This is a genomic window from Deltaproteobacteria bacterium (assembly GCA_016875395.1).
In the GTDB taxonomy this organism is placed as follows: Bacteria; Myxococcota_A; UBA9160; order UBA9160; family UBA6930; genus VGRF01.
Genome location: VGRF01000003.1, coordinates 44,482 through 57,971, shown reverse-complemented (window position 1 = coordinate 57,971; position 13,490 = coordinate 44,482). Strand labels below are relative to the sequence as shown.

Sequence of the window (13,490 nt, the reverse complement as noted above, 5' to 3'; positions counted from 1 at the left end):
GGAGAGATGCACGTACGTCCCCGTTGCACGGCGTATGCTGCGCCCCATGACGTACGCCGGCGCGCGCAGAATCCTCGACGCGGACTCGCACCTGATGGAGCGCGCCGATTGGCTCGCGTCGTACGCGGATCCGCACATGCGCGAGCGCATCCCGCCGTACCTTGCGGGCGACGACGCGGGGCGGGAGCGGCTCGCGGAGGCGGAGCGCGCCTACGAGCGGCGGCGCGCGGACGCGGGCGAGCGCGCGCGCGCCGAGGCGGAGCTGATGGCGATGGCGCGCAAGGGCTGGCACGGCCTCGGCGCGTGGGACGCGCAGGAGCGCACGCGAGCGCTCGATCTGCTCGGTTTCGAGCGGCAGCTGTTGTTCCCGACGCTCGCATTCAACCAGTTCACGTTCACCGAGGACGAAGAGGTGCTCGTCGCCGGCACGCGCGCGTTGAACCGCGGCATGGCGGAGTACGGGCAGGCGGACGCGCGCTTGCTCCCGGTCGGCTTCGCGCCGCTGCGCCTCGGTCCGGAGCGCACGGCGGGGCTCATCGACGAAGCGTTCGCGCTCGGCTGCAAGACCGTGCTCGTGGAGATGGTGGCGCCGGAGGGCGCGCGCTCGTTCTCACATCGCGACTACGACCCGGTGTGGGCGCGCTTCGCCGAGCGGCGCACGCCGTTCGCGCTGCACGTCGGCGCCGAAGGCGCGTACAAGGCGATCCCACGCGGCTTCACCGAGAACGGCTTCCCGCGCATGCCGCAGAACGACGACGCGCCGCGCGACGCCCACGCGCTCACCGCGGTCGGCTTCGCGCCGACGCTGTTGTTATCGGCGCTCGTGTTCGACGGCGTGTTCGCGCGCTTCCCCGCGCTGCGCTGCGCCGTCACCGAGCTCGGCGCGAGCTGGGTGCCCTCGTTCCTGCGCAGCATCGACCACTCGCTGCGCGCCTTCCGCCGCCTGCAGCCGCAGCTACAGGCGCTGCCCGAGCTGCCGAGCGAGACGATTCGCCAGCGCGTGAAGTTCACGCCCTTCGCGGGCGAAGACGTGGGCTGGCTGATCGAGCAGTGCGGCGCCGAGGCGATGCTCTTCTCTTCCGACTACCCGCACCACGAAGGCACCGACGACCCGATCCGCCGCTTCGACGCGACGCTGAAGCACACGCCCGCGGACGCGATCGAGCGCTTCTACAGCAAGAACTTCGAGGCGCTGATCGGCGCCTGAGTGCCAGCGCGACTCGTGCGCCCAGATGCCGAGCCGCGCCTCGCGCGCCGCACGCTCCGCGTCCGCGAACTCGCGCGGATAGCGGCCCGCGCCGTAGCGATCGAAGTAGGGCGACCAGCCGGCGCGGATCATCGCGAGGTTGAGGTGTTCGTCGCCCGCCCACACGTACGCGAGCAGCCGGCCGTGGTCGTCGCGCTCCTCGTCGCCGAGCTCGAGCTCGACGTTGCGGCCCGCGATCAGTGCTTCGAGCGCGTCGCCGGCTTCCTCGTACAGCGCGTCGTCGCGCTCGGGCGTGTCGATCTGCAGCATGCGCACGCGCTCTTTGCGCCCGTCGCAGCGCACGTTCAGCGTGTCGCCGTCGGTCACGTGCGTGACTTCGCAGGGCCCGAGCCGGTCCGACTGCGGCGCCGCGACCGGCGCCCCCGGTGCCGCATCTGCGGCCGGCGCCGCCGTTTCGCGCTGCGCCGCGATCTGCTCTGCGGCCTCGCGCCGGAAGTAGAGGTGCGCCATCACGGCGACGACGAGGAGAAAGATGAGGCGCGCGATCAGCGGCTTCGGCATGGGCCCAGGCTATCGCGCGGCGATTCTCGGTCGCACGCTCAGAACGTGAGCTGCGCGAACAGGTAGAAGAAGTCGACATCGCGATGCGCGCCGGTGTCGCGCAGGAAGTGGCCGGCGAAGAAGTGCGCGTAGCCGCCGCCGAGCTGCGTGTGCGGGCCGAGGCGGTAGACGGCGGTGAGGTCGATCTCTTCGCCGATTTCGCGCGACGCCCCCGGCGCTGGCGCGCGCAGCGGCGCGCCGCCCGCGCTCGCGAGGCCAGCGCCTCGGCCTGCGCGGCGAAAATGATGCACCGCGAGCTCGGTCACGAGTGCGGGCAGTGGGCGCAGAGAGACGCCGGCGCTCGCGGCGATCACGTTCTGGCGCGCGACCAGATCCGCGACTCCGAAGTAGGCGTGTCCGAGCGGGAAGAGTTGGTCGAACGTGGCGATGTCGCAGTCCGCGCGCGCGTCGCCGCTCGCCCAGTCGAAGCCGACGAAGAAGCGCGGTGACGTGCGCAGGCCCTGCACCCAATAGCCGAGCTGCGCCGCGAGCATCCCCGCGGAGATGTCCGCGCTTCCGAGCGAGCCGAACTGGTAGGCGGCTTCGCCTTCGACGTCGAAGCGTGTGCCCGCGATCGCGAGCGAGCCACGCGCGCCGAGCGTGTGCCGGCGCTCGTCTTCGCCGCCGCGTTCGCGCGCGAGGCCGTAGTAAAAAGCGTCTGCGATCGCGGCGTTCTCGAAGCTGCGCCGCGCGTGCACGCCCCAGAAGCCGAGGCCGGTGACGTGGTCGTTGCGCTCGTACGGGCGCACGCGCACGGGCGCGACGGCGAACACGGCGAGGTCCGTGCGCGCGCCGAGCCACTCGAGCGTCGCGCCGTCGAAGGTGCGGCGCGCGTTTGCCCAATCGAGCGGTGAGACGAGGCGCTGCTTGCCGAGCCGCAGCTCTTGGCGCCCGACGCGCGCGCGCCACTTCGCGCCGCTCGCGACGGGCTGCTCCCACTCGACGAAGCCGTTCTGCAGGTCGATCGTGTCCGAGTCCGTCGCGCGTACTCCGCCAAAGGAGCGCGGCTCGCTCGTGAACGCCGCCTTCGCCTCCACGAACACGCGGAAGCGCTCGCCGACGTGCAGGTCGCCGTGCAGGCGCAGCCGCGTCAGCCAGAGCGCGTCGTCGTCGTCCGCGGGCGCGCCGAAGCTGTACCCGTCCCAAACTTCGAAGCGCACGCGCGCTTGGCCGCCGAGCGAGAGCGCCGCGCCGTCGCCGAGCGCGATCCACTTCGCGGCGTCGAAGCGGTCGCGGCTCGCGAGCGAGCTCGGCTCTGCAAGCACGCTCCAGTCTTCGTCGAAGCGCAGATCGCGGAAGGCCGGGCGCTCGCCGCCGTGCGCAGCGGGGGCGAGGGCCAGCATGATCATTAGGAACGCGGCACGCATCGAGAGGCTCCGGCGATACAGTGACGGCATGTCGAAGGCGCGCAAACGGCTCGCGCGAGCGCTTCTCGCGCTAGCGATCGGCCTCGCGTCCGCGCCTGCCTTCGCGCAGCAGGTCGGCGAGATCGAGGGCCGGGTCGCGCTCTCGCGCAAGAAGCTGTTCGGCAAGCCCGAGCGCGTCGCGGACGTGCGCGATGTCGTGGTTTACGTGACTGGCTTCACGAGTGCGCCGCCGACCCGCGCGCCCGCGACCCTCGATCAGCGCGGCGAGCAATTCGCGCCGCGGCTCCTGCCGGTCGTCGCGGGCCAGGAGGTCGCGTTCCCGAACCGCGACCGCATCTACCACAACGTGTTCTCGGTCTCGCCCGTGAAGTCGTTCGACCTCGGCCAGTACAAATCGAGCGACGCGCCGAAGCGCGAGCGCTTCGAGCGCGCGGGCCTCGTGCCCGTCTACTGCAACATCCACCCGCACATGATCGCCTACGTCGTCGTGCTGGAGAACGCGGCCTACGCGCTCGCGGCGCCGGACGGCACGTTCACGATTCGCGGCGTCCTGCCGGGCCGCCACACGCTCCACGCGTGGACGCCGGGCGCCGAGCCGGTGCGCCGCGAGATCGAAGTCGCGACAGGTGTTACGGCACGCGCGGACTTCGAGCTGACCGCCCGCGCAATCCCGGGCCACAAGCGCAAGGACGGCACGGAGTACCCGCCGCCGGGCAGCGAGCTCGAGAGGTAGGCGTGCTCGGTCCGCGCCGCTTCGCGACGAAGCTCTTTCTCGCGTTCGCGGCGCTGGTGCTGTGTGCGCTCGCGATCGCGGGCGTCGCGCTGGAGCGCGTCTCGCGCGAGCGCGCGGAGGAGAGCTTCGCGGCGCGCTTCGAGCAGACGCGCGCCGCGTTCGTGGAGCTCGGCCGCCTGCGCGCGCGCTTCGTCGCGGACGAGATCGAGTCGCTCGCGCGCAGCAATCCGCAGTTCCGCACGGTGCTCTCCACCGCGTCGCTAGCGCCCGACCTCGGGCTCGGCGCTGCGAGCGGCGGCGCCAGCGCCGAGGCCGCGACGCAGGACGCGCACCTGCGCCTGCGCTCGCTCGTGCCCGGCCTCGCGCTCGCTGCGCGCAGCGACGTGTTGTTACTGCTCGCGGCGGACGGCCGGCTGCTCTACTCCGCGTCCGACCCGGGGCGCGCAGGCGAGGATCTCTCCGCGCTCGCGCTGTTCCAGGAGACGGTGAACACCGGCGAGGCCTCCGGCGTGTGGACCGAGCGCGAGCCGCACGCCGCCGGCCTCGCGGTCGTGCCGCGCGCGGCGGGCCCAGCGGTGTACGAGGTGGTCGCGCGCCCCGTGGTGTTCGACGAAGCGATTCACGGTGTGGTGATCGCGGGCGCGCGCGTGGACGCCGCGGCGCTCGAAACGCTCAAGAAAGTCGCGGGGCTCGATCTCGCGCTCGTCGCGCACGGCCGTCTCGTCGCGTCGACGCTCGCGTCGGCGGCCGAGTGCGAGCTGGTGAAGCGCTGGTTCTCGCTCGGCTAAGGGCCGCCAAAGCAGGCGCCGCTCGGCGCCGACTACTGGGTGCGCACCACGCCCGTCTCCATCGCGCACGCGCCCACCGCCGAGTTCGTGCTGATCGCGTCCTACGCCGAGGAGCGCGCGTTCGTGCGCAGCATGCGCACGTCGCTGCTCGCGGTCGTGGCGGTGATTCTCGCTGCCTCGCTCGCAGCGGCATTCACGATCGCGCGCGGCATCACGACGCCGGTGCGCGCGCTCGCCAAGGCCGCGCGCCGCATCGGCGCCGGCGAGCTCGACGCCGAGGTGCGCATCGCCTCTCCGGACGAGCTCGGCGAGCTCGGCGACGCGTTCAACGAGATGACGCGCGGCCTGCGCGAGCGGGATCGCCTGCGCCGCACGTTCGAGCGCTACGTGTCGAAGGAAGTCGCGGCGGAGATCCTGCGCCACCCCGAGCTCGCGCCCGTCGGCGGCGTCGCGCGCGAGCTCACCGTGGGCTTCATCGACATCGGCGGCTTCACCAGCCTCGCCGAGAAGCTCGGTGCGCAAGAGATCGTGGCGCGCCTCAACGAGTACTTCGAGACGGTGTGCCGCGCGGTACTCGCGCGCGATGACACGGTGAACGAGTTCGTGGGCGATGGCGTCGTCGCGTACTGGGGCGCGCCGATGCCGCAGCCAGACCATGCCGTGAGGGCGTGCCTCGCCGCGCTCGCGTGTCGCGACGCGCTGGAGCGACTCGCGGCGAGCTGGCAGGCCGCGGGCCTGCCGAGCCCGCGCTTCCGCATCGGCCTGCACACAGGAGCGCTCGTGGTGGGCGAGATCGGCAGCCAAGAGCGCCGCGCGTACCGCGCGGTCGGCGACGCGATGAACCTCGCCGCGCGGCTCGAGAGCGCGAACAAGCAGTACGGCACGCGCATCCTCATCTCCGAGACGACGCGCGCGCAGGCCGGCGACGCGATCCTCGCGCGCGAAGTCGACTGCGTGCGCGTCGTGGGCCGCGCGCAGCCGGTGCGCCTGTACGAGCCGCTCGCGCCCGCGGGCGCTGCGAGCGAGGCGCAGCGCGCACTCGTCGCGCGCACGGCGCAGGCGTTCGCGCACTACCGCGCACGCGAGTTCGCGGCGGCAGCGCGCGACTTCGCCGCGTGCGCGCCCGACGCCGCGGCGGAGCTGCTGCGCGACCGCGCGCAGGCGTTCGCGACAGCCCCGCCGCCCGCGGACTGGGACGCGGTGCACGCGCTCGACTCGAAGTAGCGCGCAGCGTGCTCTCGAAACCCGCCATCGAGATGCGCTTTACTCCGCGCGCCCGTTCACACCTCACGCCCTTGGAGGCCCGCATGCTTCGCTTCGCGCTCGCCGCAATCGCCGCCTTCTCCGTAACAGCATCCGCGCTCGCGCAGGACTCGTGGTACCCGTCGCGCTACGGCGCGGACGACCGCATCGGCGCGGCGAACAACCTGTCGGCCGACGGAACGAAGCGCGCCGCCAAGCTCGTGAAGACGGGCAAGACGTACTCGCTCGGCATGACGACCGGCCCGGACTCGCTCGCCTATCCGCCGCGCAAGTTCGGCATCGTGGTAACGCAGTCGAACGACGGCACCGGCAGCGCCAGCGGCGAGAACCTCCTCACGGTCAACGACGACATCCTGATGACCTACTTGGGCATCGGCTCGCAGCTCGACGGCCTCGGCCACCTCGGCGTGAACCACCGCTACTACAACGGCCTGCGCGCGCAGGACTTCGTGCAGCCCGGCGGTCTCCAGCAGCTCGGCACCGACACGGTGCCGCCGATCGCCACGCGCGGCGTGCTGCTCGACATGGCCGCGCTGAAGGGCATGGACCGCGTACCCGCGGGCACGGCCTATAACAAGTCTGAGATCGACGCGGCCGTGAAGCGCCAGAAGCTCGCGCCGATCGGCAAGGGCGACGTCGTGATCTTCCACTCGGGTTGGCAGAAGGACGTCGCGGCGAACCCCGACTACGCGAAGCTGCTGCACCCGGGGTTGGGTGTGGAGGGCGCGCAGTACCTCGCCGATCTCGGCGTGGTGGCGGTGGGCGCGGACACGATGGGGCTCGAAGTGATCCCGTTCGAGAACCCGAACCGGCCGTTCGACGTGCACCAGACGCTGCTCGCGAAGAACGGCGTCTACATCCTCGAGAACATGTTCACGAACGAGCTCGCGGCGGACGGCGCGCACGAGTTCCTGTTCGTGCTCGGCCAGCCCAAGTTCAAGGGCGCGGTGCAGGCGGTGATCAATCCCATCGCGATCCGATAAACGTACGCGCCACCGAGGAGGCGCGAGGTGGGGCTGTTCGATCGAGCGAGGCCGCTGCGGCCACGGCAGCGCCGCGTGTTCGCGGCGCGGGGCCGCTGGCTCTCGCGCCTGCCGCGCTGGAGCGGGCGGCGCTGGCTCGCGACGGCGCTGCTGCTCGCGCTGTTGGGTCCGCTCGCGCCCGTCGCGTGCTTCCGCGTCGTCGACCCGCTGGCGAGCAGCATCATGCTGCGCGACGGCTTCGCGCGGCTGTTCTCGGGCGAGGGCTGGATTGCGCACGAGTGGGTCGATTGGGACGAGATCGCACCCGCGATGCGCTTCGCGGTCGTCGCAGCGGAGGACCAGCGCTTCCCGGAGCACGACGGCTTCGACTTCGAGGCGATCGGAAAGGCGGCGAAGCACAACCGCAAGAGCGAGCGCAAGCGCGGCGCCAGCACGATCTCGCAGCAGGTCGCGAAGAATCTCTTCCTCTGGCACGAGCGCAGCTGGCTGCGCAAGGGACTCGAGGTCTACTTCACCGTCGCGATCGAAACGGCCTGGCCGAAGCGACGCATCCTCGAGGTCTATCTGAACGTCGCGGAGCTCGGCGACGGCGTGTACGGCGTGGAGGCGGCGTCGCAGAAGTTCTTCGGCCGCAGCGCGAGCAAGCTCACCGCGCGCCAAGCGACGACGCTCGCCGCCGTGCTGCCGAGCCCGAAGAAGATGCGCGCGAGCGCGCCGGGCCCCTACACGCAGCGGCGCGCGCGCTGGATCGAGCAGCAGATGCGGCAGCTCGGGCAAGAGCACCTCGCGGGGCTCGACTGACGCGAGCGAAGCGCGCAGCGAGGTGCAGCCGAGCGGAGCCAACCGGGAGTGCGAAGTGCGCTGCGAGCTCCCGGGACCGGTTGCTCGCGCATCGTTTCCAATCCACCTACGGTCGCGCGCCGCATTCGCAGGAGCTCCGATGCCCACGCACTGGAAGCGCGATCTCGAGACCGACGGCAGGAAATTCCGCGACTGGCTCGCCCGCACGATTCCGGGCGCGAGCGACGTCGCGATCACGCCGCTGACCTCGCCGACGAGCAGCGGCTTCTCGAACGAGACGCTGCTGTGCGAGGCGACCTGGAGCGAGCGCGGGGCGCAGCGCAGCGAGTCGCTCGTCGTGCGCGTGCAGCCGATCGGATATCAGGTGTTCCCCGAGTACGACATGGGCCTGCAGTTCCGCACGATGCAGCTGCTCGGCCGCACCGACGTGCCGGTGCCGCGGGCGCTCTGGCTCGCGGAGCGCGACACCGAAGTCTTCGGCGCGCCGTTCTACGTGATGGCGTGCGTGAACGGGCGGGTGCCCACCGACCAGCCGCCGTATCACGCGGGCGGCTGGATGCACGAGATCTCGCCCGAAGAGCGCCGCGCGATCTTCCTCGGCGGCTTCGAGGCGATGGCGAAGATTCATCGCCTCGACGTGGAGAAGACGGGCTTCGGCTTTCTGCGCAAGCCGGGCTTCGCGAACGGGCTCGAGCAGGAGCTCGCCTTCTACCGTAATTACTTCGCGTGGGCGGCCGCGGGCCGCGAGCAGCCGATCATCGAGCGCGCGCTCGCGTGGCTCGAAGCGAACGAGCCGAGCGGCGAGCCCAACGGCCTCGTCTGGGGCGACGCGCGCATCGGAAACATCCTCTTCGACGGCACGCGCGTGGCCGCGGTGCTCGACTGGGAGATGGTGACGGTCGGCAGCCCCGAGAAGGATCTCGGCTGGGCCGTGTTCCTCGACCGCCACCACAGCGAGGGGATCAACACGCCGCGGCTCGCGGGCTTCCCGAGCTACGACGAAGCGATGGCGCACTACGAAGCGCTCTCGGGCCACCGCGTGAAGCACCTGCACTACTACCAGGTGTTCGCGGGCTTCCGCTTCGGCGTGGTGATGATGCGCATCGCGCAGCAGCTGCTGCACTACGGCCTGATGACCGCGGAGCAGAGCCGCGCGATGGAGCAGAACAACACCGTCACGGAGCTCACGGCGAAGCTGCTCGGCGCGCCGCATCCGCAGGAGTTGTTACGGCCGTAGCCGTCGACGCGGCTCAGTACGCCAGGCACCCCTTCAGCTCGTCGAAGGGCAGCATCACGTGCGTGCGGAAGGGCTCGCGCTCGCACAGCGCGGCATACCCGCGCGCGACGTTCGGCAGCAGCTCATCCGTGACGTCGAGGTTGGTGTAGCGGTACATCAGCGCGCCGACGGGAACGTCGGCGAGCGACAGCGCGTCGCCCAACAAGAAGCGGCGCCCCGCGAGCGCACGGTCGAGGATGCGCATGTAATGGCGGCAGCGCGCGAGCAGGAGCCCGTTCTGCGCGACGTTTCGCTGCGCCGCGGGCGTGCGCCAGTGCCCCCAGAACAGGTCCATGAACGCCGCGTCGAGCTGCGCCTGCGACCAGTCCATCCAGCGCTCGAAGCGGCTGCGCTCGGCGGGGTCACTCACCCAGAAGCGCTCGGGTGCGAGCTTCGCCGCGAGGTACCGGAGGATGGTGTGCGACTCCCAGATCGCGACGTCGCCATCCACGAGCGTTGGCACGCGCCCGTTCGGGTTGAGCGCGCGATAGGACGGCGCATCGAGCCCGCCCGCATCGCCACCGGTCGCGACGAGCTCGTAGTCGACGCCGAACTCGCCAAGGAACCACAGCACTTTCTGGCAGTTCGAGGAAGTGCGGCGCGCGTAGAGCTTCATGCGGGCCCCTCTGCCTCGATCGAGCGGCACGCGCGCGCTACGGCTGCGGCAACGCGAACGCCATCAGCGCGTCGTTCGGCGGCGTGCCGAGAATGCCGTGGCCGCCGGCGGCCACGACCACGAACTGCCGGCCCGTCGGCGTCAAGCGATACGTCATCGGCGTCGCGTGCGCGCCCGTCGGCAGGCGGCGCTTCCAGACTTCTTCGCCGGTCTCGGTGGAGAACGCGCGCAGGTAGAAATCCGTGGTGGCGCCGATGAACACGAGGCCACTCGCGGTGGCGATCGGGCCGCCGATGTTCGGCGTGCCGATCGGCAACCAGATCGGGAACGGCGCTTGGTCGCGCGTCGTGCCGAGCGTGACCTCCCACTTCTTCTCGCCCGTCACGGTGTCGATCGCGATGAGCTGGCCCCACGGCGGCGGCGTGCACGGCGCGCCGAACGGCGAGAGCAGCGGCATGCGATCGAGCGCGTAGGGCGAGCCCGCCTGCGGTTCGATGCCGAACGGATTCTCCGTCGCGTGTGAGGCCACATCTTCCTGCGGGACGAGCTGAATGCGGCCCGCGATGCGCTGCACGTTCGTCACGACGACGCGGCGATGCGGATCGACCGCCACGCTGCCCCAGTTCATGCCGCCGACGTAGCCCGGATACTGCACCGAGCCTTCGAGGCTCGGCGGCGTGTAGATCCCGTCGTGGCGCAGCGCTTCGATCTGCCTGCGGCACGCGGCCTTGTCGATCGGCGTGAACCCGAACGCGTCGTCCGGGCCGAACTCGAACGGGTGCAGCGGCTCGGGCTTCGTGGTGAACGGCTGCGTCGGAGCGAGGTACTCGCCGGGAACCGCGCCTTCTTGCGGCACGGGGCGCTCCTCGATCGGGAAGAGCGGGGCACCCGTCTCGCGGTTCAGGAAGAACAGCATGCCGAGCTTCGTCGGTGCGATCAGGCCGGGCTGCGCGCCGCCTTCGCCGCGGAAGTCGAACAGCACCGGCTGCGAGGCGATGTCGTAGTCCCAGATGTCGTGATGCACGGTTTGGAAGTGCCAAGCCACGCGGCCGTCGTTCACGTCGAGCGCGACGATCGACGCCGAGTACGCGTCCGCGCCTTCGCGGTGGCCACCGTAGTAATCCGGCGAGGTGTTGCCGGTCGGCACGTAGACGAGGCCGCGCTCGAGGTCGACCGAGAGCGCGCTCCACGCGTTCGTCGTGCCGCGCTTGTAGAGCACGCCTTCGCCGCGCGGCGCGAGGCCGGGGTGCTCCGGCGGAATGGGGTCCCACGCCCAGGCGAGCGCGCCCGTGCGCACGTCGTAGGCGCGCACGACGCCGCTCGGTGCATCCACGCGACGCGAGTCGAGCACCATCGTGCCCGTGACGATGCGATCGCGCACGATCACGGGCGGCGACGTCACGCCGTACTCACCCGGCTTCGCATCGCCGATGCCCGCCGCCAGATCGACGGTGCCGCCAGCTCCAAACTCCGCGCACGGCTTGCCCGTGCGTGCGTCGAGTTCGATCAGGCGCGCGTCGATCGTGCCCATCACGATGCGCTCGCGGCACGCAGCGCCGAACACGGCGCTCGGGTCCGTCCACTGCGAGACGCCTCGGCAGTTGAGAATGTAGAAGCCCTTCGCATCGACCGCGGGATCGAAGCGCCAACGCTCTGCGCCGGTCTCGGGATCGAGCGCGAACACCTTGTTACGGGGCGAGCAGTACACGAGCGAGCCGGCGGCGATGATCGGCGTCACTTGCAGCGAGCTCTTGCTGAAGCCGCCCGTGCCGTCGAGCACGTCGCCCGAGCGATGAATCCACGCGAGCTCGAGGTCGCCCACGTTGTCGGGCGTGATTTGTGTCAGCTTCGAGTAACGCGAGCCGCCGGCGTCGTTTCCGTACGCGCTCCAGCCCTCGATCGGGCCCGTGAGATCGGGTGTGCTCTCGGAGCAAGCGAGTGCGAGTGCGGCGAGAACGACGAGCGAGGCGCGGCGAAACATCGGGGCTCCCTGGCGAAAGAAGGGGCGCAGATTCGCAGAGCGCCGCGCGATACGCTGCGCCGCTTCACACGAACGGAGATGCCATGACGAAGACGTTGCCCCTCACGCCCGACGAGCTGCTCACCACGACGCGCGCGGTGCGCAAGCGCCTCGACTTCACTCGCCCCGTCGAGCTGAGCGTGATCCGCGAGTGCCTTGAGATCGCGCTGCAAGCGCCGACCGGCAGCAACGCGCAGGGCTGGCAGTTCGTGGTCGTCACCGACGCCGCGAAGCGCGCCGCGCTGGCCGAGCTCTACCGCAAGGCGTGGGCCGTCTACGAAAAGATGCCGATCGCCGCACACCACGTGCACGCGCACGACCCGTCGATGAAGGAGATTCAGGAGCGCGTGGTCTCGTCCGCCGAGTACCTCGCGTACAACCTCGAGAAGGCGCCCGCCTTCTTGATCCCGTGCCTCATGGGGCGACTCGACGCAGGCGCGGGTCCGATGATCAACATGATGGCCTCGGCCACGCTCGGTTCCCTGTTGCCCGCGGTGTGGAGCTTCATGCTCGCCGCCCGCGCGCGCGGCCTCGGCACGTGCTGGACCACGCTGCATCTATTCCACGAGCAGGAGGCGGCGAAGATCCTCGGCATCGACTTCGCGAGCGTCGCGCAGTGCGCGCTGATCCCGATCGCCTACACGAAGGGCACCGACTTCAAGCCCGCGCCGCGCAAGCCGCTGGACGGCGTGCTGCACGTGAATCAGTGGTGAGCGTTCGCACTCACGCGAACATGATTACCTGCCGTGCCACCTTGCCCGCCTTCATGTCCGCGAACGCGGTGTTGATCTCGTCGAGCTTGATGCGGCCCGAGATCATCTCGTCGAGCTTGAGGCGGCCGTCGAGGTAGAAGTTCACGTACTTCGGCATGTCGATGCGGAAGCGGTTGCCGCCCATCATCGAGCCGAGGATGCGCTTGCCTTGCAGCACGATGTCGAGGCCGGCGAGCGGCACGTCGACGCCGGCAGGCACGACGCCCACGAACACCGCGGCGCCGCCCTTGCGCGCCATCATCACGGCTTGGCGGCAAGTCCCGGGCGTGCCGATGCACTCGAACGCGTAGTCGACGCCGCCGGGCGCCTTCGCCATCAGCTGCGCGACGGGGTCGCCCTTGCTCGCGTCGATGCCGTCGGTCGCGCCGAGCTTCTGCGCGAGCTCGAGCTTCCACGCCGCGGTGTCGACCGCGATGATGCGCGACGCGCCGCCGATGCGGGCGCCTTGGATCGCGCTGAGGCCAACGCCGCCGCAGCCGATCACCGCGACCGTGTCGCCCGGGCGCACCTGCGCGGTGTTGAGCGCGGCGCCGACGCCAGTTGTTACGCCGCAGCCGATCAGGGCGGCGCGGTCGAGCGGCATCTCGGGGTTGATCTTCACCACCGCGGTCTCTGGCACGAGCATTTCTTCCGCGAACGCGGAAAGGTGCGCCATCTGGAAGATCGTCTCGTTGCCCTTGCTGAGGCGCGGCTTCGCGTCGCGCGCGCGCATCGTCGCGGTGCCGCCGCAGAGGTTCGGCTCGCCGCGCAGGCAGTAGTAGCAGTTGCCGCAGAACGCGCTGAGGCAGCCGATCACGTGGTCGCCGGGCTTCACGTGCGTGACTTGGCTGCCGACCGCGAGCACGATGCCCGCGGGCTCGTGGCCGAGCACGCACGGCGGCGGCACCGGTAGCGCGCCTTCGAGCACGTGCAGATCGCTGTGGCAGACGCCGCACGCGACGGTCTTGATGCGCACCTCGCGCGGGCCCGGGTCGTCGATCTGGATCTCTTCGATCGAGAGCGGCTGGTGGTAGGCGCGGAGGACGGCGGCTCGCATGGGGGCTCCTTGGACTGAGTTGTTACT

General features: G+C 70.7%; 12 protein-coding genes. 8 read left to right on the top strand and 4 right to left on the bottom strand.

Translation table 11 applies throughout. The features are described 5' to 3' along the window. Positions 1–46: 46 nt before the first annotated feature. Complete coding sequence (locus tag FJ091_03660) at positions 47–1,207, top strand: amidohydrolase family protein (protein ID MBM4382447.1); 1,161 nt, start codon at positions 47–49, stop codon at positions 1,205–1,207. Positions 1,208–1,806: 599 nt separating this feature from the next. Here the strand turns inward: FJ091_03660 and FJ091_03655 are convergent. Next, positions 1,807–3,174 (bottom strand): alginate export family protein, encoded by a 1,368-nt coding sequence (locus FJ091_03655; protein ID MBM4382446.1) that lies wholly within the window; start codon positions 3,172–3,174, stop codon positions 1,807–1,809. A gap of 28 nt (positions 3,175–3,202) precedes the next feature. On the opposite strand from FJ091_03655, the gene FJ091_03650 reads away from it, so the two are divergent. The 6 genes from FJ091_03650 (at position 3,203) to FJ091_03625 (ending at position 8,979) form a co-directional block, all read left to right on the top strand. Beyond that, positions 3,203–3,907: a hypothetical protein gene (locus FJ091_03650; GenBank protein ID MBM4382445.1), complete on the top strand. Its 705-nt coding sequence runs from the start codon at positions 3,203–3,205 to the stop codon at positions 3,905–3,907. A gap of 2 nt (positions 3,908–3,909) precedes the next feature. After that, entirely contained in the window at positions 3,910–4,695 is a 786-nt protein-coding gene (locus tag FJ091_03645) for a hypothetical protein (GenBank protein ID MBM4382444.1), read from the top strand. A 39-nt stretch (positions 4,696–4,734) separates the two neighbouring features. Continuing rightward, the gene (locus FJ091_03640) at positions 4,735–5,919 is read left to right on the top strand and encodes a HAMP domain-containing protein (GenBank protein ID MBM4382443.1); all 1,185 of its coding nucleotides are present in this window, start codon (positions 4,735–4,737) and stop codon (positions 5,917–5,919) included. Between the two features lie 83 nt (positions 5,920–6,002). Continuing rightward, positions 6,003–6,941 (top strand): cyclase family protein, encoded by a 939-nt coding sequence (locus FJ091_03635; GenBank protein MBM4382442.1) that lies wholly within the window; start codon positions 6,003–6,005, stop codon positions 6,939–6,941. A gap of 108 nt (positions 6,942–7,049) precedes the next feature. Beyond that, a complete protein-coding gene (gene mtgA / locus FJ091_03630; GenBank protein MBM4382441.1) occupies positions 7,050–7,742 on the top strand; it encodes a monofunctional biosynthetic peptidoglycan transglycosylase in 693 nt (230 codons plus the stop codon). A gap of 139 nt (positions 7,743–7,881) precedes the next feature. Then, a complete protein-coding gene (locus tag FJ091_03625) occupies positions 7,882–8,979 on the top strand; it encodes a phosphotransferase family protein (protein ID MBM4382440.1) in 1,098 nt (365 codons plus the stop codon). Positions 8,980–8,992: 13 nt separating this feature from the next. On the opposite strand, the gene FJ091_03620 is transcribed toward FJ091_03625, so the two are convergent. Further along, on the bottom strand, positions 8,993–9,634 hold the full coding sequence (locus FJ091_03620; protein ID MBM4382439.1) for a glutathione S-transferase family protein: 642 nt from the start codon (positions 9,632–9,634) through the stop codon (positions 8,993–8,995). A gap of 37 nt (positions 9,635–9,671) precedes the next feature. Further along, complete coding sequence (locus FJ091_03615) at positions 9,672–11,615, bottom strand: pyrroloquinoline quinone-dependent dehydrogenase (GenBank protein MBM4382438.1); 1,944 nt, start codon at positions 11,613–11,615, stop codon at positions 9,672–9,674. A gap of 83 nt (positions 11,616–11,698) precedes the next feature. On the opposite strand from FJ091_03615, the gene FJ091_03610 reads away from it, so the two are divergent. Further along, a complete protein-coding gene (locus FJ091_03610; protein MBM4382437.1) occupies positions 11,699–12,367 on the top strand; it encodes a nitroreductase family protein in 669 nt (222 codons plus the stop codon). 10 nt (positions 12,368–12,377) lie between these two features. On the opposite strand, the gene FJ091_03605 is transcribed toward FJ091_03610, so the two are convergent. Further along, positions 12,378–13,463 (bottom strand): Zn-dependent alcohol dehydrogenase, encoded by a 1,086-nt coding sequence (locus FJ091_03605; protein MBM4382436.1) that lies wholly within the window; start codon positions 13,461–13,463, stop codon positions 12,378–12,380. Between the last annotated feature and the right edge of the window lie 27 nt (positions 13,464–13,490).

Bases quoted from the DNA above. Each gene is read 5' to 3' on its own strand.
- FJ091_03660 (MBM4382447.1), top strand. From the start codon at position 47: ATGACGTACGCCGGCGCGCGCAGAATCCTCGACGCGGACTCGCACCTG.
- FJ091_03625 (MBM4382440.1), top strand. From the start codon at position 7,882: ATGCCCACGCACTGGAAGCGCGATCTCGAGACCGACGGCAGGAAATTC.
- FJ091_03610 (MBM4382437.1), top strand. From the start codon at position 11,699: ATGACGAAGACGTTGCCCCTCACGCCCGACGAGCTGCTCACCACGACG.
- FJ091_03615 (MBM4382438.1), bottom strand. From the start codon at position 11,615: ATGTTTCGCCGCGCCTCGCTCGTCGTTCTCGCCGCACTCGCACTCGCT.
- FJ091_03650 (MBM4382445.1), top strand. From the start codon at position 3,203: ATGTCGAAGGCGCGCAAACGGCTCGCGCGAGCGCTTCTCGCGCTAGCG.
- FJ091_03655 (MBM4382446.1), bottom strand. From the start codon at position 3,174: ATGCGTGCCGCGTTCCTAATGATCATGCTGGCCCTCGCCCCCGCTGCG.
- FJ091_03620 (MBM4382439.1), bottom strand. From the start codon at position 9,634: ATGAAGCTCTACGCGCGCCGCACTTCCTCGAACTGCCAGAAAGTGCTG.
- FJ091_03635 (MBM4382442.1), top strand. From the start codon at position 6,003: ATGCTTCGCTTCGCGCTCGCCGCAATCGCCGCCTTCTCCGTAACAGCA.
- FJ091_03605 (MBM4382436.1), bottom strand. From the start codon at position 13,463: ATGCGAGCCGCCGTCCTCCGCGCCTACCACCAGCCGCTCTCGATCGAA.